This window comes from Pseudomonas sp. MD330_10 (assembly GCF_042610415.1).
Lineage (GTDB): Bacteria > Pseudomonadota > Gammaproteobacteria > Pseudomonadales > Pseudomonadaceae > Aquipseudomonas > Aquipseudomonas rhodesiae.
Genome location: NZ_JBHGZU010000009.1, coordinates 197,187 through 219,479 on the forward strand (window position 1 = coordinate 197,187; position 22,293 = coordinate 219,479).

Below are 22,293 nucleotides of genomic sequence, written 5' to 3' on the forward strand. Positions count from 1 at the left end.
TTCTTGACGCGACCCATTAAACCTACAGGTAGAAACAGGAGACACCAGGCATGGACAAAGTCGTCATCATCACCGGGGGCAGTCGCGGGATTGGCGCCGAGACGGCCTTGCTGGCTGCGCGTCAGGGCTACCGTATTTGCATCAATTATCAGGCCGACGACGAGGCCGCCCACCGCGTGCTGGAACAGGTACGCGCCCTCGGCGCCGAGGCGATTGCGGTGCGCGCTGACGTAAGTATCGAAGACGAAGTGATCGCGCTGTTCCACCGTGTCGACACCGAATTGGGCCGGGTCACTGCGCTGGTGAACAACGCCGGCACCGTGGGGCATAAATCCCGGGTGGATGAGATGTCGGAGTTTCGCATCCTGAAAATGCTCAAGACCAACGTGCTCGGCCCGATTCTGTGTGCCAAGCATGCGCTGTTGCGCATGTCGCCCCGGCATGGCGGGCAGGGCGGCAGTATCGTCAATGTGTCATCGGTAGCGGCACGCCTGGGTTCGCCAGGTGAGTATGTCGACTATGCCGCCTCCAAGGGCGCGCTCGACACCTTCACCATTGGCCTGTCGAAAGAAGTTGCCGGCGAAGGTATCCGCGTCAATGCGGTGCGCCCGGGTTATATCTACACCGACTTTCATGCCCTGAGCGGCGATCCGGACCGGGTCAGCAAACTGGAGTCTGGCATCCCCATGGCCCGTGGCGGCCGCCCGGATGAAGTGGCCGAAGCGATTATCTGGTTGCTGTCGGACAAGGCGTCCTATGCCACCGGCACGTTTCTGGATTTGGGCGGCGGGCGCTAGGGATGCAGTGCCCGAACCGACGCCATCGGGGGCGAGCCCCCTCCCACACTTGAGAGTACTCACAGCTCAAAATGTGGGAGGGGGCTTGCCCCCGATGGCGTCAGAAAGCGCAACACCATCACTTAGAACGACCGCACAATCCGCCCCAACGTTTCCATAGCTTTCTCGGACGCCTCGGTCCACGGGCTGCCGTAGTTCAGGCGAATACAATTTCTGAAACGTTGAGTCGCCGAGAAAATCGGCCCCGGCGCAATGCTGATGCCTTGGGCCAGGGCCATCTGGAATAGCTTCAGCGAATCGGTCTGCTCGGGCAGTTCCAGCCACAGGAAATACCCGCCGGCGGGTTGGCTGACGCGGGTTTGCGCGGGGAAGTAGCGGCCAATGGCGGCCAGCATGGCGCTTTGCTGTTCTTCCAAGGCATAGCGCAATTTGCGCAGGTGCCGGTCGTAGCCGCCGTGTTGCAGGTAGTCGGCAATTGCCGCTTGGGCCGGCATCGACGGGCACAACGAGGTCATCAGCTTCAAACGTTCGACTTTCTGCGCATAGCGCCCGGCCGCGACCCAGCCCACGCGATAACCCGGTGCAAGGCTCTTGGCGAACGAGCCGCAGTGCATCACCAGGCCCTCGGTGTCGAACGCCTTGGCCGGTTTGGGCGCGTGCTGCCCGTAGTACAACTCGGCGTACACATCGTCTTCGATCAAGGGCACCTGATGGCCGCGCAACAGTTCCACCAGCGCTTGTTTCTTGGCTTCAGGCAGGGTGGCGCCCATGGGGTTCTGGAAGCTGGTCATGGTCCAACAGGCCTTGATCGGGTAGCGCTCCAGGCTTTGCGCCAGGGCATTGAGATCGATGCCGTCGCGTGGGTGCACCGGGATCTCCACCGCCTTGAGTTTTAAACGTTCCAAGACCTGCAAGCAGGCATAAAACGCCGGAGCCTCGATGGCCACCAAATCGCCTGGCTCGGTCACGGCCTGCAGGCACAGGTTCAGCGCTTCCAGGGCGCCGTTGGTGATCAGCAACTCTTCCATAGGCAGCATCAGGCCGCCGACCATATAGCGCAGGGCAATTTGCCGGCGCAGTTGTGGGTTGCCCGGCGACATGTCAGTGACCACCATGCGCGGGTCCATCTCACGGCTGGCGCTGGCCAGGGAACGGGCCAGACGCGGCAACGGGAACAGCATCGGGCTGGGGAACGCCGAACCGAAGGGCACGGTGGTGGGGTCCTTGATCGAGTCGAGCACCGAAAACACCAGCTCGCTCACATCCACCTCGGTGGATTCGTGTACCTGTTCGCTCACCACCGGTTCGGAAAACGGGCTCGGCGCATGGGTGTTGACGAAGTAACCGGAGCGCGGCCGCGCGCGGATCAGCCCGCGGCGCTCCAGCAGGTAATACGCCTGGAACACCGTGGAGGGGCTGACGCCGTAGGTCTGGCTCGCGTAGCGCACCGACGGCACGCGTTGGCCGGGGCCGAGGACGCCGGAGCGGATCAGTTCAGCGATGTCGTCGGCGAATTTTTCGTAGCGTTTCATGGCGGCCTTAAACACAGGTTTTTGTATGAGAGATACCATCGGGGGCAAGCCCCCTCACACATTGGGCTTTCATCGTTTTCGATAGCCAAGTATCAGCGGTTGAGCGGTGCGACGAAGCGGCTCTCGGCCTCGCTGTACACCCACGGCTCGTCCACATCCGTCACTTTGAAGCGCAGTGTCTGCGAACTGCTCGCCGGTTTACCCGCCAGCAGTGCCACCGACACCGGTACATCCACGATTTCCCCTGGCGCCAGGCTGATCCCGGTCTTGCCTTGCAATTGGAAACCTTCGGCCTCTACCAGCTCCAGCCGATAATCCTGGCGCTGCTGGGTCTTGTTGATGACCTTGAGACTGTAGATGTTTTCAATCAAGCCCTGGCTGTTTTCGCGAAACATGCCCCGGTCCTTGGTCACGTCCAGCGACACCATCGGCCGTTGCACCAAGGCCACCACCAGCGCGGCGATCATAACCAGCAGCACGGCACTGTAGCCGATCAGTCGCGGCCTTAGCAGGTGAGTCTTGCCGCCTTGCAGTTGATGTTCGCTGGTGTAGCGCACCAAACCGCGCGCGTAGCCCATCTTGTCCATGATCGAATCGCAGGCATCGACACACGCCGCGCAGCCGATGCACTCCATTTGCAGGCCGTCGCGGATGTCGATGCCGGTCGGGCACACCTGCACGCACAGCTGGCAATCGATGCAATCGCCCAGGCCGACGTCGGCGGGTTTGACCTCGCGTTTGCGCGGCCCACGATGTTCGCCACGGGCGGCGTCGTAAGAGATGGTGAGGGTGTCTTTATCGAACATCACACTCTGGAACCGTGCGTAAGGGCACATGTGCATGCACACCGCTTCGCGCAACCAACCGGCATTGAGGTAGGTGGCGGCGGTGAAAAACAGCACCCAGAACAGGCTGACGCCGCCCATTTGCCAGGTCAGCAGTTCCGCCGCGAGGGGGCGAATGGGGGTGAAGTAACCGACAAATGTCAGCCCGGTCAGCACGCTGATGCCCAGCCACAGCGTGTGCTTGGCCGAGCGCCGCGCCAGCTTGTTGAGGCTCCATGGCGCCGCTTGCAGCTTGATGCGTTGGTTGCGTTCGCCCTCGGTGACCTTTTCACACCACATAAACAGCCAGGTGAACGAGCTTTGCGGGCAGGTGTAGCCGCACCAGACGCGGCCGGCGAAGACCGTAATGGCAAACAGGCCGAAGGCACAGATGATCAACAGCGCCGACAACAGGATGAAGTCCTGGGGCCAGAACGTCGCGCCGAAGATGTGGAACTTGCTTTCAGCCAAGTCCCACAGCACGGCTTGCCGACCGCCCCAGTTCAGCCACACGGTGCCGAAAAAGGCCAGGAACAGAAAGCCTGCGCCCAGCACACGCAAGGTGCGGAACAAGCCGGTGAAACTGCGGGTATGGATCAGAGTGTCGCTGGATTTGGCCTTCACCTTCTTTGGGTGCACGGGCTCAAAGATTTCCACGGTGGGGATTCGTTCGCTCATGGTCGTTCGCTCATCAGCCTCCATCAGGCCAATGGACTATGCGCGGCGAGCTGTTTGCATAACAGACTCAGCTATGACGATAAAAACCGGATCAGATTGCTTGCAGCTGCGGCCCTGCGACATTGTGCTGCACCCCGTCGCCTTCGGGGTGCAGGCTTGTGCTGTGTCAATAGATACAGATCAGTCAAATCGCCGAATCCGGCGTGGTGACCTTCTTGTGCTGACGCCCATCGATGGCGCCGGCCACGGTGAGGGCATCGGCTTCCTGCTCGGTGATGTAGACACGCTCGGCGCCCACGTCCACATAGGACATGGCTCTGGGGACGTCAGTGCTGACGGTGACTTCAGCGGCGGGCAGGCTGTATTCCCGGCCCTCATCGTTGACCTTGAAGAAACAGGTGCGGTTTTCGATACGGATTGGCATGGCGCTCTCCTTTTTATCAGGCTGATAAACGTTAGGGCGCATGCACAGGCGCGGTGTTCCAGGCAACTGACTGACGGTCGCCGTTGTCAATCCATTATCCATCTCAACAAAGGACAGGGTTTATGGACGCTTGGTGGCACGAAGTATGGGTGACCCTGCAGGCCGAATTCGCCGATCTCGGCGATGCCAGACAGCTCACGCAGATCACCGTGCGCCTGCTGATCGCTGCGCTGCTGGGCGGGATCCTCGGTTTTGAACGGGAGCACAAGGGCAAGGCCGCCGGGGTGCGCACCCATATGCTGGTGGCGATGGGCGCGGCGCTGTTTGTATTGGTGCCGCAGATGTCCGGCAACCAGGCCGATGCCATGAGCCGGGTAGTGCAGGGGGTGATTGCCGGGATTGGTTTCCTCGGCGCCGGGACCATTCTTAAAGGTAAGGAAGACGAAGAGGGTCAGCACGTCAAAGGCTTGACCACCGCCGCCGGGCTATGGATGACCGCCGCCATCGGTGTGGCGGCGGGCATGGGGCGTGAATCCACGGCGGTGTTGAGTACGTTGCTGGCGCTGGTGGTGTTCAGCGTAATGCCTAGGATCATCAAGTGGTTGGATAAGGATGCCTGACCCTATGCGGCGTCTCAGGACACGATATCGCTGTACCGCACCTGACCGAAAACCTTAAGCACAAACGGCGGCTCGCCCGGGTGGCCGGAAACGGCGATCACGCTGGTGCCGGTGCTGGGCAGGTAGTGGATCTGCATTTCGGCGCTGGCCCCGGAGAAACGTTCGACCCTTTGCAGCGGTTTGTTCAATTGGTTGCGAATACCCGACAGGTCCAGTTTGTCGCCGGCCATGAATCCTGAGATCTCGCGAGGCGCATCAAGTCGCGAATCACTGAGCGCATTGAAGCGATAGGTGTTGCGCTGGCGAGTGAGACGCTCGGCTACCTGCGCAGTGGCGGACGCAGGTTCGGGGGTGCGCAACGCGGAGAGCTTTTCTTTGCTCAGAGAGCCGCCGATATCGTACAGCGTGCGGACGCTGGCTTCCCTGGCGGACTGGTCGCGTTTCATGGCGTCTATGTGCTTGCGCGACATGTTGTAGTCCTTGAGGATTTCGTCAGTCCCGAGGCCGCCGTCGTAGATTTTTCCAAGGTTTTCCAGATGATGCAGCTTCATTTGGTCGATCAATTCCTGTTCCGCATCGTTGCTGGCTGACTGCTGGGTCTCGGTGAGGACTTGTTTGCCGAGGCGTTGCCTGAGGCCTTCAAGGGTGGCGGCGTTCGTTGAGGCATTAGGGCCGCCCAACATCGTGCGCATATTGGCCGGTGTCAACAGCGCGCGGGTGCGCGCGATGAGGGCGCGGGAGGACTCTGCATCGGGATCGCGCACCATCTGGTTGATGTTGTCTTGGGTCAACGCGGTGTTGAGGTCACTGAGGTCTTCAGTGAGCTTTGCCTCCGGCGCCGAGGGCAATGCAGGGCCGGGTGCGGTCGCCGCCGGGGAGGGGCGTGTTGGTTCCGGTGGCTTGGCCGAGGCGGACCACCTCGGGCCTGACGTGAGTAACGCATTCAGGCGCTCGGGCGTGAGCTGGGCGGGCGAGGCGCTGGCGTGCGCGGGTTGGGAGGCAGTAGGGCGGTTAGCCCACTGTGGGGGGATGGTCAACATAAGGTGTCCTCGCGTGAAAGGTTTAAGGGCCCTATTCCAAGGAACTGGATTGGGCGCCTGCGCGCGAACGAGTTTAGGTATGAACCCCACAGTCGGTTTTAGGCTTTTTTTCTAGGATATGTAGGACGTATCAGAGATATGTGTGGTCCGCTCAATTGGCTGGGCGCCTCTTGAGCGAACCTCAAAACCTGCTCGTGGTTTAGACGATGACCGGTGGCATGGTCTTCGGCGGTTCTTCGACCGCGGGTGGCTCGTTATCCGGCGGCTCCTGCTCCGGAACCGTCGGGGGTTCCGTAGGGGGCAGGGTCGGCTGGTCGATATTCGGGTCCGGGGTTTCAGCCGGGATCGGGATATTCATCGGTGTGGCCTCCTTTGTGCTTTGCTCTAGCGGTGGACATTCCCACGGGGCATTTGATTCCCGCTCAATGGCGGCATATCCACCTGAACTTTTAACCCAGGCACAGGCTCGGACCTTATGCGTCGACGCTCAGGGAGAGTGCTGGCGTATTGGATTCGGATCTAGCAAAGGGCGTCCACTGGGCGTAAGGGGAAGATGCTCGATGACTGCTGAAACACAGGTTCCAGACACTGCCGTACTGCCGCTGTCCCAGGCACTGCTATTGCCCCGGATCGCGATCGAAAGCACCAGCCCCGTGATTGACGGCGGCGAATTCGCGGTCAAGGCGGTGATAGGCCAGCGCATTAATGTCACCAGCAAAGTGTTTGCCGATGGCCATGACAAATTGGCCGTATTGATCCGCTGGCGCCCGCTGCGCGACGAAAGCTGGCACAGCGTGGTCATGACCGATGTTGGCAACAACGGTTGGGAAGGCGCGTTCACGGTGGCCCATCAGGGGCCTCATGAATACTGCATCGAAGCCTGGATCGATACCTTCGCCAGCTTCTGCTACGAATTGCGCAAAAAACACGAAGCCGGCGTACCGGTCAGCCTGGAGTTGCAGGAAGGCCGCAGCCTGGTGCTGCAAGCCGCCGAGCGTAGCGACAACGAGCTGCGCGACCGCCTGATGTTGTTGCACCACGAACTGTCCGGCCTGCTGGAAACCGAGCAGGTGGCGTTGTTTCTGCACGAAGACAGTGCGCATCTGATGACCCAGGCCGACCACCGCGCCTACCTGAGCATCAGCACGGTGTACCCGATTGACGTCGAGCGCGAACGTGCGCAGTTCGCCAGCTGGTACGAGTTGTTTCCCCGTTCGATCACCGATGATCCGGCACGCCACGGCACCTTTAACGATGTACACGCGCGGCTGTCGATGATCCACGACATGGGCTTCGATGTGCTGTACTTCCCGCCGATCCACCCCATCGGCCGTAGCCATCGCAAAGGCCGGAACAACTCGCTCACCGCCGGCCCGGACGACCCCGGCAGCCCGTACGCCATCGGCAGCGAGGAGGGCGGTCACGAAGCCATTCACCCGCAGTTGGGCAGCCGCGATGACTTCCGCCGCCTGGTCAAGGCCGCCGCTGACCATGGCTTGGAGATCGCGCTGGACTTTGCCATTCAATGTTCCCAGGACCATCCGTGGCTCAAGGAGCATCCGGGCTGGTTCAACTGGCGCCCGGACGGCACGATCAAATACGCGGAAAACCCGCCGAAGAAATATCAGGACATCGTCAACGTCGACTTTTATGCCGCCGATGCGATCCCTGGCCTGTGGACCGAGCTGCGCGACATCGTGGTTGGCTGGGTGGAAGAGGGCGTGAAGACCTTTCGCGTCGACAACCCCCACACCAAACCGCTGCCTTTCTGGCAATGGCTGATCAGCGATGTGCGTTCCAAGTACCCTGAGGTGATCTTCCTCGCCGAAGCCTTTACCACTCCGGCAATGATGGCGCGCCTGGGCAAGGTCGGCTATTCCCAGAGCTACACCTACTTCACCTGGCGCAATACCAAGGCTGAGTTGAGCGAGTATTTCACCCAGCTCAACCAGTCACCGTGGCGCGAGTGCTACCGCCCGAACTTTTTCGTCAACACGCCGGACATCAACCCCGCGTTCCTGCATCAATCCGGGCGCCCGGGCTTTTTGATCCGTGCCGCGCTGGCGACCATGGGCTCGGGCCTGTGGGGTATGTATTCCGGGTTTGAACTGTGCGAAGCCGCGCCGGTGCCGGGCAAAGAGGAATACCTGGACTCGGAGAAATACGAGATCCGCCCCCGCGACTTCACTGCGCCCGGCAACATCATTGCCGAGATCGCCCAGCTCAACCGCATCCGCCGCCAGAACCCGGCGCTGCATACGCACTTGGGCTTGAAGATCTACAACGCGTGGAACGACAACATCCTCTACTTCGGCAAGCGCAGCGAGGACGGCAGCAACTTCATTCTGGTGGCGGTCAACCTGGACCCTTTTAACGCCCAGGAAGCTCATTTCGAACTGCCCTTGTGGGAGATGGGCCTGCCGGACGATGCCCAAACCCAGGGCGAAGACCTGATGAACGGCCATCGTTGGACCTGGTACGGCAAGACCCAGTGGACGCGCCTGGAACCGCAGATGCCGTTCGGGATCTGGCGCATTACCACCTGATGGGGAAGAGGGGGCTAACCCCCCCCTCCGACATTGAGTCTGCACGATTTATCGAGTGTTTCAGGAGTGTCCAATGGCGAAGAAACCCAAGGCTGCCACCTTTATCAAAGACCCGCTCTGGTACAAGGACGCGGTGATCTATCAGGTTCACGTCAAATCCTTTTTCGACTCCAATAATGACGGTATCGGCGATTTTCCTGGGTTGATCGCCAAGCTCGACTACATCGCCGACCTGGGCGTGAACACCATCTGGCTGCTGCCGTTCTACCCGTCACCACGCCGCGACGACGGCTATGACATCGCCGACTATCGCGGCGTCCACAGCGACTACGGCACCATGGCCGACGCCAAGCGCTTTATCGCCGAAGCACACAAACGTGGCCTGCGAGTGATCACCGAACTGGTGATCAACCATACATCCGACCAGCACCCCTGGTTCCAGCGCGCACGCAAGGCCAAGCCCGGTTCGGCGGCGCGGGATTTCTATGTGTGGTCCGATGACGACCAGAAGTACGACGGCACCCGCATCATTTTCCTCGACACCGAAAAATCCAACTGGACCTGGGACCCGGTCGCCGGCCAGTACTTCTGGCATCGCTTTTATTCCCACCAGCCCGACCTCAACTTCGATAACCCGCAGGTCATGAAAGCGGTGCTCGAAGTGATGCGCTACTGGCTGGACATGGGCATCGACGGCCTGCGCCTGGACGCCATCCCGTACCTGATCGAGCGCGACGGCACCAACAACGAGAACCTTGAAGAAACCCACGGGGTGCTCAAGCAAATTCGTGCCGAGATTGACGCCAATTACCCCGACCGCATGCTGCTGGCCGAAGCCAACCAGTGGCCGGAAGACACCCAACTGTATTTCGGTGACAAGAAGGGCGATGACGGCGACGAATGCCATATGGCCTTTCACTTCCCGTTGATGCCGCGCATGTACATGGCCCTGGCCCAGGAAGATCGCTTTCCCATCACCGATATCTTGCGCCAGACCCCGGAGATCCCCGCCAATTGCCAATGGGCGATCTTCCTGCGCAACCACGATGAATTGACCTTGGAAATGGTTACCGACAAAGAGCGCGACTACCTGTGGAATTACTACGCCGCCGACCGTCGCGCGCGGATCAACCTGGGTATCCGCCGCCGTCTGGCGCCGCTGCTGGAGCGTGACCGTCGCCGCGTAGAGTTGCTCAACAGCCTGCTGCTGTCGATGCCGGGTACGCCCACCTTGTACTACGGCGATGAAATCGGCATGGGCGACAACATCTACCTGGGCGACCGTGATGGCGTGCGCACACCGATGCAGTGGTCCATCGACCGCAACGGCGGTTTCTCCCGCGCCGATCCGGCCAGCCTGGTGCTGCCGCCGATCATGGACCCGCTCTACGGCTACCAGTCGGTGAATGTGGAAACCCAGACCCAGGACCCGCACTCATTGCTCAACTGGACCCGGCGCATGCTCGCAGTGCGCAAGCAGTCCAAAGCGTTCGGTCGCGGCAGCCTGAAAATGCTCTCGCCGGCCAATCGGCGCATTCTGGCTTATACCCGCGAATACACCGGTGCCGATGGCCGCACGGAGATCATTTTGTGCGTGGCCAACGTGTCGCGTAGCGCCCAGGCGGCCGAGCTGGACCTTTCGTCCTTTGCCGGCATGGTTCCCGTGGAGATGCTCGGCGGCAATGCCTTCCCGCCTATTGGTCAGCTGAATTTCCTGCTGACCCTGGCGCCTTACGGTTTCTATTGGTTTGTGCTGGCGGCGGAAAACCAGATGCCCAGCTGGCATGTGGAACCGGCGCAAAGCATGCCCGACTTCACCACATTGGTATTGAAAAAACGCATGGAAGAACTGCTCGAAGCACCTTGCCGCACCACCCTGGAACAAACCTCACTGCCCGCCTGGCTGCCCAAGCGGCGCTGGTTCGCCGGCAAGGACACAGCCATCGATAGCGTGCGGATTGCCTATGGCGTGCGGTTCGGCGACGCCGAGCATCCAGTGTTGCTCAGCGAACTGGAAGTGAGTGCCGGTGGGCAGGTCAGTCGTTATCAGTTGCCGTTCGGCTTCCTCGGCGAAGACCAGCTCACCAGCGCCTTGCCCCAGCAACTGGCTATGGCCCGCGTACGCCGAGCGCGCCAGGTGGGTTTGGTGACTGACGCGTTCAGCCTTGAGCCTTTTATTCGCGCGGTGATCCAGGGCCTGCAAGCTGGCACGCGTTTGGCCAGCAGCGACGGCGAGTTGCGCTTCGACGCCACCGAACACTTGGCTGCGTTGCAACTGAACGACGAGTCCCCGGTGCGTTATCTGTCCGCCGAGCAGTCCAACAGCTCGGTGGTGGTGGGTGAGAGCCTGGTGCTCAAGTTGATCCGTAAAGTCAGCGCCGGTGTGCATCCGGAACTGGAGATGAGCGCGTACCTCACCGCAGCCGGTTACGCCAATATCTCGCCGTTGATGGGCGCAGTGGTGCGTCATGACAGCGAGGGCCAGGACAATCTGCTGATGATAGCCCAGGGCTACCTGAGCAATCAGGGCGATGCCTGGACGTGGACCCAGAACAATCTGGAACGGGCAATCCGCGACGAACTGGCCGAAGCCCTGTCCGAACAGGAACAGCACTACAACGCCTTGGGTGAGCTGGCCGATTTCGCCGCGCTGCTCGGCCAGCGCCTGGGGGAAATGCACCAAGTGCTGGGTGCCACCACCGCCAATAAAGACTTCAAGCCCGAAGTCACCGGTGTCAAAGACACCCAGGCTTGGGCCAAGGATGTGGGCGCGCAGATCACCCGCGCGCTGCAACTGCTGGAACTGCATCAAACCCAATTGAACCCTGCCGATCAGGCGCTGGTCAGTGAATTGCTGGCGCAGAAAAAAGCCATTGCCGCCCATGTGAACGGCCTGGCGAAGGCCACCTTGGGCGGCTTGCGCATTCGCGTCCATGGCGATCTGCACCTTGGGCAGGTTCTGGTGGTCAAGGGCGATGCCTATTTGATCGACTTCGAAGGCGAGCCGGCGCGACCGCTGCATGAGCGACGGGGCAAGCACAGCCCGTACAAAGATGTCAGCGGGGTGCTGCGTTCTTTCGACTATGCAGCGGCCATGGCCTTGAATCTGCAAGGCGTGGATCAGTCGCCGCAAGCCGAGCAGGCACGCCGACGGGTTACCGAGCGCTATGTGAAGGAGGCGCGCCAGGCATTTATCCAGGCTTATCAGCAAGCTACGTCTACACTGGCGCATGACTGGCAGGATGCCAACGGCCAGGACGCCGCGCTGACGTTGTTCAGCCTGGAGAAGGCTGCGTATGAAGTGGCCTACGAAGCGGAAAACCGCCCGACCTGGTTGCCGGTGCCCCTGCAAGGGCTGCACGGCCTGCTGAGCGGGCTTACACCTATATCCAAAACTGCACGCGGTGGGGAGACGTCATGAGCTATACACATAAAGAACCGCTGCAGCCTAAGTTGACTGCAATGCCGGCGTCCAAGGACGTCGAAGCGCTGGTGCGCGCCGAGCACCACGACCCGTTTTCGATTCTCGGTCCCCATGACGACGAGCAGGGCGGCCAATTCATTCGCGCGTTCCTGCCCGAGGCGTTGAGCGTGCAGGTGTTGAGCCGCGATGGCGGCGAAACCCTCGGTAGCCTCGACGCGACCCAAGTGCCGGGTTTGTTTGTCGGGCACTTTGCGACGCGCCAGCCTTACTTATTGAAGATCCAGTGGGCCGGCGGTGAGCAGATCACCGAAGATCCCTACAGCTTTAGCCAATTGCTGCTGGGCGAGATGGATCTGTACCTGTTCGCCGAGGGCAATCACCGCGACCTGGGCAGTTGCCTGGGCGCTCAGGTCACCAGCGTCGACGGCGTGCAGGGCGTGCGTTTTGCCGTGTGGGCGCCAAACGCACGGCGTGTGTCGGTGGTGGGCGACTTCAATATTTGGGACGGCCGTCGGCATCCGATGCGCCTGCGCCATCCTTCCGGTGTGTGGGAGATCTTTATCCCACGCCTGCAACCGGGTGCCGCTTACAAATACGAGATTCTCGGCGCCCACGGCATTTTGCCGCTCAAGGCCGACCCTATGGCGCTGGCCACCCAACTGCCACCGGACACCGCCTCGAAAGTCGCTGCGCCGTTGCAAGTTGACTGGCAGGACCACGATTGGATGCAGGCTCGCGCCGACAAGCAGAAGTCCACCGCGCCGTTGTCGATCTATGAGCTGCACGTCGGCTCCTGGCAATGCGAGCTGGACGAGGCGGGTGAAGTGGCCCGCCAGTACGGTTGGCGCGAATTGGCCGAGCGCTTGATTCCCTATGTGCAGCAACTGGGCTTCACTCATATCGAGCTGATGCCGATCATGGAACACCCATTTGGAGGGTCCTGGGGGTATCAGGCCCTGTCGCAGTTCGCCCCAAGTGCGCGCTTCGGCTCGCCCGAAGACTTTGCCTACTTCGTCAACGCCTGCCATCAGGCCGATATCGGTGTGATCCTCGACTGGGTGCCGGCGCACTTTCCCACGGATACTCACGGCCTGGCTCAGTTCGACGGCACCGCGCTGTACGAATACGCCAACCCGCTGGAAGGCTTCCATCAGGACTGGGATACGCTGATCTACAACCTGGGCCGCACCGAGGTGCACGGCTTTATGCTGGCCTCAGCACTGCACTGGCTCAAGCACTTCCATGTCGATGGCCTGCGGGTGGATGCGGTGGCATCGATGCTCTACCGCGACTATTCGCGCAAAGCCGGCGAATGGGTGCCTAACCGCCATGGCGGTCGCGAGAACTTGGAAGCCATCGATTTTCTGCGCCATTTGAACGATGTGGTGGCGCTGGAGGCGCCGGGCGCCCTGGTGATCGCTGAAGAATCCACCGCCTGGCCCGGTGTCAGCCAGCCAACCCAGCAAGGCGGCCTGGGCTTCAACTACAAATGGAACATGGGCTGGATGCACGATTCGCTGCATTACATCCAGCAGGACCCGGTGTACCGCGCCCATCACCACAACGAGCTGAGTTTCGGCCTGGTGTATGCCTGGTCCGAGCGGTTTATCCTGCCGATCTCCCACGATGAAGTGGTGCACGGCAAACATTCGTTGATCGACAAAATGCCCGGCGACCGTTGGCAGAAGTTCGCCAACCTGCGCGCCTACCTGGCGTTTATGTGGATGCACCCGGGTAAGAAATTGCTGTTTATGGGCTGCGAATTCGGCCAGTGGCGCGAGTGGAACCACGACCAGCAACTGGACTGGTACTTGCTGCAATACCAGGAACACCAAGGTGTGCAAAAACTGGTGGGCGACTTGAACCGCCTGTACCGCGAAGAACCGGCCCTGCATGAACAGGACGACGCGCCCCAGGGCTTCCAATGGCTGATCGGTGACGATGCGATCAACAGCGTCTACGCCTGGCTGCGCTGGAGCAAGGACGGCAAACCGGTGCTGGTGGTGGCCAACTTTACCCCGGTGCCTCGCGAACAATACGCCGTGGGTGTGCCGTTTGCCGGGCGCTGGAGCGAGGTGATCAACACTGACGCCGACACTTACGCCGGCTCCAACTTCGGCAACGGTGGTGAAGTGTTCACCCAGGAGGAGCCGCGTCACGGGCAGCCGGTGTCGCTGTCGTTGAATCTGCCGCCGCTGGGCGTGCTGATTCTGCGCCCGGACTGAGCATAAGCTGCTGGCGAGTGGGGGGCGATCTGCAATGATCGCCCTTTGCCGTTATGTCTGGCGTGGTTTGGCATCGCCCCTCAAACAACCGCTCTAACTAGGCCGATTCAGTTGTTCAGATTGCTGGCAGGATGCCACAATGGCGCCTTTGTCGCGGCAGTCGGATCAGGCGAATTTCATGAATGGCCTTGGGCGTGGGCAGGACCGGGATGACACTATCGAAGAGCAGGTGCGCACGGATCGTCTGCACCAGCTGTTCCGGCAGTCATTCGCGGCGATTTTGGGCAGTTACCTGGCCGCCGCCATGCTCTGCTGGCTGTGCTGGGACCGTCTTGATCAGCGCATCATGCTGGTCTGGCTGGTGACGCTGGGCGTTTCGTCACTGCTGCGCATCAAGATGTTCATGGAATGGTTCCGTTGCCCCTACAGCGAGCGCACGCCGGAGCGCTGGGAACGGCGTTACTGGATTACGCTGGTGCTCTCGGCCAGCATCTGGGGAGGCGGCGCATTTGCGCTGATTCCCACCGATGACCGGCTGTCCCAGGTGTTGGTCATGCTATTTACCGTGGGCATGTCAGTCAGCGCGGTGTCGTGTTATTCGGCTTATCGCGCCATGACCGTGGCGTCCATCAGCCTAGTGCTGATGCCGTGCACCCTCTGGCTGTTGTGGCAGCCCTCGTCAATGCAAGTAGGGATTGCTATCGCGGTCCTGGTGTTTTCCACCTTTGTGTTCAGCGCCACGCGCAAATTGTCCGGGGCCCTGGAGAAGGCCTTTCGCCTGACCCGGCAAATGGAGCGTGCCCACTCCATCTCTACCCGCGCCGCACAAACCGATGAATTGACCGGGCTGATGAACCGCCGTGCATTTTTCGAGCGTGCCCAGGTGCTGTACGCGCAATGCCGACACAACCAGCAACCGTTGTGTGCGCTGATGATGGACATGGATCACTTCAAACAGATCAACGACACCTACGGCCACCAGGCCGGCGATCAGGTGTTGCGCCAGATCGGCGGGGTGATCAGTGCCTCGTTCCGTCAGACCGACGTGTATGGCCGGCTGGGCGGCGAAGAATTTGCGGTGTTGCTGCCCAATACGTCCTTGGAAACCGCGCGTGCGATTGCCGAACAACTGATCAAGGCGATTTCCGGGTTGGCCGCCGAGCCGGTCAAGGGCTTGTCGGCCAGTCTCGGTGTAGCCTCCACCCATGATCACGACCAAGACCTGCACGGCCTGATGAACATGGCGGATAAAGCGCTGTATCGGGCCAAGGCCCAGGGACGTAACCAGGTGGCGCTGGCGGAGTAAGGCGCCTCTTAGTCCCGGAGTATCGCCTTGATCAGTACCCGTGAGACCTGATCGGCCGAGTAGGGCTTGGGCAGGAATTCAAAGCCTTCGTAGCCACTGTCAGCCAGCTCCTCGCTGTAGCCGGAGGTCAATACCACCGGCAGGTCGGCGCGACGTTGGCGCAGCTCCTTGGCCATGGCCACGCCGGTCATGCCAGGCATCACCACGTCCGAAAAAACCGCATCGGAGGCCAACGCCTGCGGACCCGCCAGGCGCAGGGCGTGTTCGGCATCGGTAGCCCACGTGGTCTGGTAGCCCAGATCCTGCAGGATCTGGCTGGCAAAGCGCCCCACCTCCAGATTGTCTTCCACGATCAGCACATGGCACTGCGTGGTGTCATGGACAGGCGTCGGTTCGTCCTGTGGGCGGTGTTGTGTCGAGTCCTGGGCCGCGACCTGCGGCAGGTACAGGGTAAATACCGAGCCCTGGCCCAGGGTGCTGGCTACATCGATATTGCCTCCCGACTGCTTGGCGAAGCCGAATACTTGGGACAGCCCCAGCCCCGTGCCTTTGCCCACGGCCTTGGTGGTAAAAAACGGTTCGAAAATGCGCTCGACGGTGTCGCCGGGAATGCCGGGGCCGGTGTCGGCCAGGGCAATGGCGATATGCGGCTGGCGCGAACCGGCCTCGCCGCGTATGCGCGGCAGGGGCTGTTGACCGGTCAGCCGCAAGGTGAGGGTGCCGTGGCCGTCCATGGCGTCCCGCGCATTGAGGGCGATGTTGATCAGTGCGGTTTCGAACTGGCTTGAATCTATCCGCGCAAAACACGGCTGCGTCGGTAACTCCACCCGTACCTGGATGCGCGCACCGGTGACGCTTTCGAGCATTTCGCCGATATTTTGCACGCGCTGGCCGACGTCGAAGACTTCCGGGTTCAGCGGCTGGCGCCGGGCGAAGGCGAGCAACTGGCTGGTCAACTTGCTGGCGCGCTCGACGGTGTCCGAGACCGCGCTCATGTAACGCTGGCGGCGTTCTTCAGAGAGCCCTGGCTGGCGCAGAAAATCCACCGAGGAACGGATGATGGTCAGCAGGTTATTGAAGTCGTGGGCCACACCCCCGGTTAATTGGCCGATGGCTTCCAGCTTCTGCGATTGGCGCAGGGCGGCTTCGGTCTGGGCCAGCGCCAGGGTGCGCTCTTCGACGCGCTGCTCCAGGGTGGTGTTGAGTTCGGCGTAGGCGGCCAGGCCGGCGCGCACATCGGCGTCGGCACGCACGCGCTCGATATAGGCCCAGGAGCGCTCGGTGACTTCCCGCAGCACCGCCAGGTCGTAGTGCGACCACGGCCGCGCAACTTTGTCATGCACGGCCATCAGGGCGGTAAGACGGCCGTTGCGGATCAGCGGCATGCAGATGGTGGCGGTCACCCCCAGCGTCTGGAATTGCTCGGCCTCGTGGGGCGGCAGTTCGCGCAAGTTGTTGTGGATCACCAGCGGCTCACCGGCGCGTAGGCACTTAACCGCGCGTTCGCCAAACGCCGCTAGGCTATAACGACCGATAATGCTCGGCGAGCCGGGGGCGGTCCAGTTGTCGCGGATGGTGAAGCCGTCTTCATCGGCATCCATATCGGCGTAGGCGCAATTGCTCACCTGCAAGTGCTCGGCCAGCAGGCGAGTGGTGTCAGTCATGATCGCCTGGGCGTCGTTGGCGTTGGCCACCGCGTTGCCGATGGCGTCCAGCAACGCCAGGCGGCGCGCGTGAAACACCGTGGCGGTGGTTTCGGTGACGGTATCGAGCATGCCGACCACTTTGCCTCGCGGATCGCGGATCGGGCTGTAGCAGAACGTGAAATACGCCTGTTCCGGTGCGGGCCCGCGTTCGATTACCAGCGGGAAATTCTCGATATAGGTGGCATGCCCTTCGAAGGCCGCGCTGGCGATGGGCCGCACTTCGTCCCACACCTCGCTCCAGATTTCGCTGAACGGACGGCCCAGAGCGTAGGGCTTGTTACCCAGGATCGGAATAAACGCATCGTTGTAGAGCGTGATCAGTTGTGGCCCCCAGACGATTGCCTGAGGGAAACTCGACGCGAAACACAGCGCAACGGTGGTCTTCAAGACATCTGGCCACTGCTCCAATGGCCCCAGGGGCGTACTTGCCCAATCATGCTGACGAACCTGTTCGGCCATGTCGCTGCTGCTTTGCAGCCAATTCATCATTGGGGTCACACCTTGTTTGCCACAGTCTGTCGTCGCCTGGAGTGCCCAGGCTGCCAAGCTACAGACCGGAATGCCCGCCGCCAGTTCAGCGGATTATCCACGAGATGGCATTTTGATGCTCTATTCGTTTGAGGGGCGACGAGGGCGGTCAACCACCCTCTATTGCTGCGGAGTGCCGAACATGGCGGTCCAATAGATGCCCGCATCGCTCTTGGGGTCCATGGCATAGGCCGCGCCCAGTTCGCGAAACTGCGGGTTCATCAGGTTGGCGCAATGGCCGGGGCTGGCGAGCCAGCCGTCCACCACCTTGCGCGGAGTATCCAGGCCGGCGGCGATGTTTTCCCCAATGGATTTGGCGGTATAGCCGGCCAGTTCCGCACGGTCACCTGGGGTTCTGCCCTCATGGTCCAGATGATCGAAGAAGTTGCCGTTGGCCATGTTGCGCGTGTGGCCGTTGGCTGCGGCGGCCAGGGTGTCGTTCCAGGCCAGCGGGGTGGTGGCGGTAAACGCTTGGGTGCCGCACTGGTGCGCTTGAGCGCGGGCGGCATTGACCAGACTGAGCAATTGCTTGCCTTCGGTCTGCCAGTCGCCCCGGCCGCTGGACAGCAGCGGGCGCGCCAGCACGATGCGCCAGTCCTGGCCCGTGTTGCTCACGCCGATGTCGACGTATTGCGGGTCCAGCACCACCCGGCAGAAGCTCTCGCTTACTGCCTTCATGGCCGCAGCGGCATCCTTGGGCCCGGACAGGCTGATGGCCTGCACATTCACCATCGGGTACGCAGCCCGCGCCAGCGCCTGCTGCAGGTCGCCGGCGTTATTGGCTGGCAGCACCAGGCGCGCGTCGCTGGTCAGCGGCGGCAACTCCTGGGAACCCTGATCGCCGCAGCGTTGCACCTGGCTGCGGTAGGCATTGATCTGTTGTACCAACTGACTTTCTTCATTCGCCATCGCGCTGGCGCAGAACACCGTACTGGCGGCCAGCGTCGTAAGACCCATCATCAATGACAGAACGCGCATGGGCGTTACCCTTGAGCTTGAAAGTGCCCATGATGCGCGAAGTAACCCGGTCCGGCGCAACGCCTTTTTTGTTTTTTTGCCTCAACGGGTGTTCAGCGGCGGCGTAACGCTGGCAATGCGGCAAACTGCCATCGCAGCGGCCAGAACGATCAGCCCCACCGCGACGCGGAACGTGACGTGCAGTCCATGGGTGACAGATTCAGGCGTGGCGTGGATGACATCCGGACTGGCCCAGGTGAATACCGCGCCCAATGCTGAGGTGCCGAGGATCAGGCCCAGGTTGCGTGACAGGTTGAGCAGGCCCGAGACCGTGCCGCGGCGGGAGGCGTCCACGTCGCTCATCACCGCGGTGTTGTTGGCGGCTTGGAACAGGCTGTAGCCGCAGGTCAGAATCACCAGCGCGCCCAGATAAGCCATCAGCCCCGACGCCAGGGACAGCAGCAGCGCGCCGCCCAGCAATGTGCTTAGCCCGACCAGTGTGACGCGGCGGCTGCCCAGGCGGTCGGTCAGGCGTCCGGCCGGCACGCCGGTGAGCGCGGCGACACCCGGCCCTACAGCCATTGCCAGGCCCATCCATTCAGGCGCGAGGCCCAGGCCGCGAGACAGGTAAAACGGCCCGACCACGAAGGTGGCCATGATCACCGCCGACACCAGCGCGCTCATGGCCAGGCCGGCGCGTAATGGCGCGGCTTTCAAGGGCGACCACAGGCTGCCGGGTACGCGTGCGTGCGGCAGATCCACCGGCAGATAGCGCCAGGCCAGGGCGGCGGCCAATACCCCCAGGGGCGTGCCCACCATAAACAACGCGTGCCAACCCCATAGGCTGAGCAACACGCCGCCGACACTGGGGCCCATCGCCGTACCGAGTGCCGACATGGTGCCCAGCAGGCCCATGACTCGGCCGATACGCTCCTTGGATACGGTATCGCCCACCAGACCCATGGCCATGGCCATCATGCTTGCCGCGCCGAGGCCTTGCAGCACACGCGCGGCGATCAAGCCATTCAATGAGGGGGCAACGCCGCACACGGTGCTCGCCACCGCGAACAGCAACAGCCCAGCAATCAACACCCGACGGCGCCCCAGGCGATCACCCAAACGACCCGCACTGACGATCACCGCCGTGATGCCCAGCAGGTACGCCAGCACCGCCCACTGCACCGCCGGGAACGCTGCATTGAAGGTCTGTGCCAGCGTCGGCAGGCCGACGTTGGCGATGCTGGTGCCCAGCGAGGCCAGCAGCATGGACAAGCACAGGCTGACTAGAGCACCGCGCGAAGAGATGGGCATGGGGAACTCCTTGACTGAAGGTGACTGACAGAACTCTACGGCCTGGCCTAACATGGCGGAAGACGCATGGATTGCATTAAATACCTGCATAAAACGCCTTCTTGGGAGCGCTGATGCCTGATCTGAACCTGTTGATCACCCTGGACGTGCTGCTCGCCGAGGGTAGCGTGGAACGTGCGGCCAAGCGCCTGCACTTGAGCCCTTCGGCCATGAGCCGGGCCTTGGCGCGTCTGCGGCACACCACGGGCGATCCGTTGTTGGTGCGTGCCGGTCGTGGCTTGGTGCCGACGCCTCATGCGTTGGCGTTGCGCGAGCAGGTCAGCCGCTTGGTGCAGGAGGCCCAGGCGGCCCTGCGCCCGGCGCAAGCGGTGGACATGGCCCAGGTCGAGCGCACCTTTACGTTGCGCACCAGCGAAGAGTTCATCGAGTGTTTCGGCGCCGCGTTGCTCCGGCGTATCGCTCAAGAAGCGCCGGACGTGCGTCTGCGTCTGCTGAGTAAAACCGACAAGGACACTGCACCGCTGCGCGACGCCCGTGTGGATCTGGACATCGGCGTGGTCGACCCCAGCGCCGGCCCCGAGGTGCTGACCCAGGCGCTGTTCCGCGATCGCTTGGTGGGCGTGGTGCGCAACGGCCATCCCCTCAGTCGCGGCACGGTCAGCCTGCGGCGCTACGCCGAAGGCCAACACCTCTATGTGTCGCGGCGAGGCCAGGACCGTGGCCAGATCGACGATGCCCTGCAAGCCCTGGGCGTTACGCGGCAGATCCACACCATAGTCGCCGGGTTCGCCACTGCCATCGCCCTGGCACGGGACACCGACCTGATAGCCAGCGTCCCCGAACGCTATATTGCCCAGCGCAACGAGCTGTTCTGCTTTGAACTGCCGCTGAGCCTGCCCACCTTCAGCGTAGCCATGCTTTGGCACCCGCGACTGGACGCGGACCCGGCCCACCGCTGGCTGCGCGGCTGCCTGCGTGAGGTGTGCGGGCCATGAACCGGGTGTAACAGGTACAATCGCCGCTGCCTTGAAGCCCAACCCCCAGGAATGTGCATGTTCAGCCTTACCCGTTACACCACGCCGTGCCCCGAGCCTATCAATGGTCAGATCCTGCAGATGGTGGTGGACAACCTCACCGATATCAGCAGCGTCGCGCTGCCCCCCAGCAACCTGCTGTACAACATCTACCAATACGCCATCGGCTTCGAGGTGCACTTGTATCTGGAGGCGCTGAACGGTGAGAAGGGCATTGCGGTCGAGCTGGTGGTGGCGACGGATGCCCAGGACCCGGAACAGGTCATTGGGTTTCTGTTGTGTTTACCGGTCAAGGATGACCCCGAGGCCTGCGGCATTCCCTTTATGGCCGTGCAGGCCGGTTCGCGGCGCCACGGGGTAGGGCGCGCCATGATGCAGGACGTGCTGGCTCGCTACCCCCATGCGGAGCTGGCTTGCTCGGTGGAAAAGGTGCCGGCCTTCGAGGCCATGGGGTTCCAGGTGCGCGGCGCACGCGATACCCAGGTGCTGATGAACACGCGTAACTACGGCACCGACGGGCTGATGGGCGTGCTGGACGTGGCCGCGATCTACCGCTCCCTTGAGGTGCAGCAGATCCATACCTACCTGCTGCAACGGCACGGCAAACGCGCGATGGTCGACGCCGAGCGCCAGCGCGACCGCCACTTGGATCAGCTGGCGCGCAAGGTGCAGGCGTTCGTCACGGGCGAGCGCGGTTAATCATCGCTGCAATGATCGCCTGCAATTCCTGCTGTGCTTCTTCACGGCTGACCTCGCCATTGGCCGCTGCGTGGGACAACGCTTCGGCCGCCCCGAGCATGGCCCTCAAGCCGGCTTGAGGCACTGTGCCGGAGGGGGCGAAGGGCGCCAGAGCATCGCGGCATTTGTCGAGGAAGATCGCTTCGTACTTGCGCTTGAGGGTTTCCAGTTCCGGGGAGCTGTTCAAGGCCGCGATCACGCCTGGGATTTCCCGCCCCTGCAATAGCACACAATCGATGTAGCACGCGGCAATCACCCCAGCGCGGCCTTCCAGGGTAGCGTCGCTGGTGCCGAGTGCGTCGACAAACGCTTGGTTCTGGCGCGCGTCGAAATCTTCGTACAGCGCCGCCAGTAACCCCGCACGGGTGACAAAATGGTCGTAGACCACCGGCTTGGTGACGCCCGCCAGTTCTGCCACACGGCCCAGGGTCAGGGCATCGGTGCCTTCATCGCGCACCAGCTGCCAGGCCACCTCCAATAATTGTTGCAGGCGATCTTCACGGGACAGACGACGGCGGGGTGCAGGAGATTCGTGGCTTGACATGCTTATATACCAAAAGTAACTTACTGTTCGTAACTTAAGCCCAGAGCCTAAACTGAACC

General features: G+C 61.9%; 17 protein-coding genes. 8 read left to right on the forward strand and 9 right to left on the reverse strand.

Annotation, left to right across the window (positions count from 1 at the left end):
* Positions 1-50: 50 nt before the first annotated feature.
* The gene (locus tag ACFZPT_RS16645) at positions 51-797 is read left to right on the forward strand and encodes an SDR family oxidoreductase (RefSeq protein ID WP_034113253.1); all 747 of its coding nucleotides are present in this window, start codon (positions 51-53) and stop codon (positions 795-797) included.
* 122 nt (positions 798-919) lie between these two features.
* Here the strand turns inward: ACFZPT_RS16645 and mapR are convergent, their stop codons facing one another.
* The 3 genes from mapR to ACFZPT_RS16660 form a co-directional block, all read right to left on the reverse strand.
* Complete coding sequence (mapR, locus tag ACFZPT_RS16650) at positions 920-2,329, reverse strand: GntR family transcriptional regulator MpaR (RefSeq protein ID WP_034097154.1); 1,410 nt, start codon at positions 2,327-2,329, stop codon at positions 920-922.
* Positions 2,330-2,421: 92 nt separating this feature from the next.
* Positions 2,422-3,831 (reverse strand): cytochrome c oxidase accessory protein CcoG, encoded by a 1,410-nt coding sequence (gene ccoG, locus ACFZPT_RS16655; protein ID WP_034113255.1) that lies wholly within the window; start codon positions 3,829-3,831, stop codon positions 2,422-2,424.
* Between the two features lie 184 nt (positions 3,832-4,015).
* On the reverse strand, positions 4,016-4,255 hold the full coding sequence (locus ACFZPT_RS16660; RefSeq protein WP_034097156.1) for a DUF3203 family protein: 240 nt from the start codon (positions 4,253-4,255) through the stop codon (positions 4,016-4,018).
* 122 nt (positions 4,256-4,377) lie between these two features.
* On the opposite strand from ACFZPT_RS16660, the gene ACFZPT_RS16665 reads away from it, so the two are divergent.
* Positions 4,378-4,875, forward strand: a complete 498-nt coding sequence (locus tag ACFZPT_RS16665) for an MgtC/SapB family protein (protein ID WP_034097158.1) — start codon at positions 4,378-4,380, stop codon at positions 4,873-4,875.
* A 14-nt stretch (positions 4,876-4,889) separates the two neighbouring features.
* Here the strand turns inward: ACFZPT_RS16665 and ACFZPT_RS16670 are convergent, their stop codons facing one another.
* Complete coding sequence (locus ACFZPT_RS16670; RefSeq protein ID WP_379555469.1) at positions 4,890-5,915, reverse strand: M10 family metallopeptidase C-terminal domain-containing protein; 1,026 nt, start codon at positions 5,913-5,915, stop codon at positions 4,890-4,892.
* A gap of 199 nt (positions 5,916-6,114) precedes the next feature.
* Positions 6,115-6,273: a hypothetical protein gene (locus ACFZPT_RS16675; protein ID WP_167389888.1), complete on the reverse strand. Its 159-nt coding sequence runs from the start codon at positions 6,271-6,273 to the stop codon at positions 6,115-6,117.
* A 202-nt stretch (positions 6,274-6,475) separates the two neighbouring features.
* Between ACFZPT_RS16675 and ACFZPT_RS16680 the strand changes: the two genes are divergently transcribed.
* The 4 genes from ACFZPT_RS16680 (at position 6,476) to ACFZPT_RS16695 (ending at position 15,416) form a co-directional block, all read left to right on the forward strand.
* Positions 6,476-8,461 (forward strand): alpha-1,4-glucan--maltose-1-phosphate maltosyltransferase, encoded by a 1,986-nt coding sequence (locus tag ACFZPT_RS16680; RefSeq protein ID WP_034097159.1) that lies wholly within the window; start codon positions 6,476-6,478, stop codon positions 8,459-8,461.
* Positions 8,462-8,534: 73 nt separating this feature from the next.
* Positions 8,535-11,882, forward strand: a complete 3,348-nt coding sequence (treS, locus tag ACFZPT_RS16685) for a maltose alpha-D-glucosyltransferase (protein WP_034113258.1) — start codon at positions 8,535-8,537, stop codon at positions 11,880-11,882.
* A complete protein-coding gene (gene glgB, locus ACFZPT_RS16690; RefSeq protein WP_034097162.1) occupies positions 11,879-14,110 on the forward strand; it encodes a 1,4-alpha-glucan branching protein GlgB in 2,232 nt (743 codons plus the stop codon). The genes treS and glgB overlap by 4 nt, the downstream gene beginning before the upstream one ends.
* Positions 14,111-14,249: 139 nt before the next feature.
* On the forward strand, positions 14,250-15,416 hold the full coding sequence (locus ACFZPT_RS16695) for a diguanylate cyclase (RefSeq protein ID WP_034113260.1): 1,167 nt from the start codon (positions 14,250-14,252) through the stop codon (positions 15,414-15,416).
* A gap of 8 nt (positions 15,417-15,424) precedes the next feature.
* Here the strand turns inward: ACFZPT_RS16695 and ACFZPT_RS16700 are convergent, their stop codons facing one another.
* The 3 genes from ACFZPT_RS16700 to ACFZPT_RS16710 form a co-directional block, all read right to left on the reverse strand.
* A complete protein-coding gene (locus tag ACFZPT_RS16700; RefSeq protein WP_379555470.1) occupies positions 15,425-17,611 on the reverse strand; it encodes a GAF domain-containing protein in 2,187 nt (728 codons plus the stop codon).
* A 159-nt stretch (positions 17,612-17,770) separates the two neighbouring features.
* Positions 17,771-18,628, reverse strand: a complete 858-nt coding sequence (locus tag ACFZPT_RS16705; protein WP_034097167.1) for a CAP domain-containing protein — start codon at positions 18,626-18,628, stop codon at positions 17,771-17,773.
* A gap of 81 nt (positions 18,629-18,709) precedes the next feature.
* Positions 18,710-19,918 (reverse strand): MFS transporter, encoded by a 1,209-nt coding sequence (locus ACFZPT_RS16710; protein WP_034113264.1) that lies wholly within the window; start codon positions 19,916-19,918, stop codon positions 18,710-18,712.
* A gap of 113 nt (positions 19,919-20,031) precedes the next feature.
* On the opposite strand from ACFZPT_RS16710, the gene ACFZPT_RS16715 reads away from it, so the two are divergent.
* Positions 20,032-20,913 (forward strand): LysR family transcriptional regulator, encoded by an 882-nt coding sequence (locus tag ACFZPT_RS16715; protein ID WP_034113266.1) that lies wholly within the window; start codon positions 20,032-20,034, stop codon positions 20,911-20,913.
* A gap of 57 nt (positions 20,914-20,970) precedes the next feature.
* Positions 20,971-21,651 (forward strand): GNAT family N-acetyltransferase, encoded by a 681-nt coding sequence (locus ACFZPT_RS16720; protein WP_034097172.1) that lies wholly within the window; start codon positions 20,971-20,973, stop codon positions 21,649-21,651.
* On the opposite strand, the gene ACFZPT_RS16725 is transcribed toward ACFZPT_RS16720, so the two are convergent.
* Complete coding sequence (locus ACFZPT_RS16725) at positions 21,632-22,234, reverse strand: TetR/AcrR family transcriptional regulator (RefSeq protein WP_099313237.1); 603 nt, start codon at positions 22,232-22,234, stop codon at positions 21,632-21,634. The two genes, ACFZPT_RS16720 and ACFZPT_RS16725, sit on opposite strands and share 20 nt — an antisense overlap.
* Positions 22,235-22,293: the final 59 nt, after the last annotated feature.

Excerpts from the sequence above, each read along its gene's own strand:
- ACFZPT_RS16645 (WP_034113253.1), top strand. The coding sequence starts at position 51 with ATGGACAAAGTCGTCATCATCACCGGGGGCAGTCGCGGGATTGGCGCC.
- mapR (WP_034097154.1), bottom strand. The coding sequence starts at position 2,329 with ATGAAACGCTACGAAAAATTCGCCGACGACATCGCTGAACTGATCCGC.
- ccoG (WP_034113255.1), bottom strand. The coding sequence starts at position 3,831 with ATGAGCGAACGAATCCCCACCGTGGAAATCTTTGAGCCCGTGCACCCA.
- ACFZPT_RS16660 (WP_034097156.1), bottom strand. The coding sequence starts at position 4,255 with ATGCCAATCCGTATCGAAAACCGCACCTGTTTCTTCAAGGTCAACGAT.
- ACFZPT_RS16665 (WP_034097158.1), top strand. The coding sequence starts at position 4,378 with ATGGACGCTTGGTGGCACGAAGTATGGGTGACCCTGCAGGCCGAATTC.
- ACFZPT_RS16670 (WP_379555469.1), bottom strand. The coding sequence starts at position 5,915 with ATGTTGACCATCCCCCCACAGTGGGCTAACCGCCCTACTGCCTCCCAA.
- ACFZPT_RS16675 (WP_167389888.1), bottom strand. The coding sequence starts at position 6,273 with ATGAATATCCCGATCCCGGCTGAAACCCCGGACCCGAATATCGACCAG.
- ACFZPT_RS16680 (WP_034097159.1), top strand. The coding sequence starts at position 6,476 with ATGACTGCTGAAACACAGGTTCCAGACACTGCCGTACTGCCGCTGTCC.
- treS (WP_034113258.1), top strand. The coding sequence starts at position 8,535 with ATGGCGAAGAAACCCAAGGCTGCCACCTTTATCAAAGACCCGCTCTGG.
- glgB (WP_034097162.1), top strand. The coding sequence starts at position 11,879 with ATGAGCTATACACATAAAGAACCGCTGCAGCCTAAGTTGACTGCAATG.
- ACFZPT_RS16695 (WP_034113260.1), top strand. The coding sequence starts at position 14,250 with ATGGCGCCTTTGTCGCGGCAGTCGGATCAGGCGAATTTCATGAATGGC.
- ACFZPT_RS16700 (WP_379555470.1), bottom strand. The coding sequence starts at position 17,611 with ATGATGAATTGGCTGCAAAGCAGCAGCGACATGGCCGAACAGGTTCGT.
- ACFZPT_RS16705 (WP_034097167.1), bottom strand. The coding sequence starts at position 18,628 with ATGCGCGTTCTGTCATTGATGATGGGTCTTACGACGCTGGCCGCCAGT.
- ACFZPT_RS16710 (WP_034113264.1), bottom strand. The coding sequence starts at position 19,918 with ATGCCCATCTCTTCGCGCGGTGCTCTAGTCAGCCTGTGCTTGTCCATG.
- ACFZPT_RS16715 (WP_034113266.1), top strand. The coding sequence starts at position 20,032 with ATGCCTGATCTGAACCTGTTGATCACCCTGGACGTGCTGCTCGCCGAG.
- ACFZPT_RS16720 (WP_034097172.1), top strand. The coding sequence starts at position 20,971 with ATGTTCAGCCTTACCCGTTACACCACGCCGTGCCCCGAGCCTATCAAT.
- ACFZPT_RS16725 (WP_099313237.1), bottom strand. The coding sequence starts at position 22,234 with ATGTCAAGCCACGAATCTCCTGCACCCCGCCGTCGTCTGTCCCGTGAA.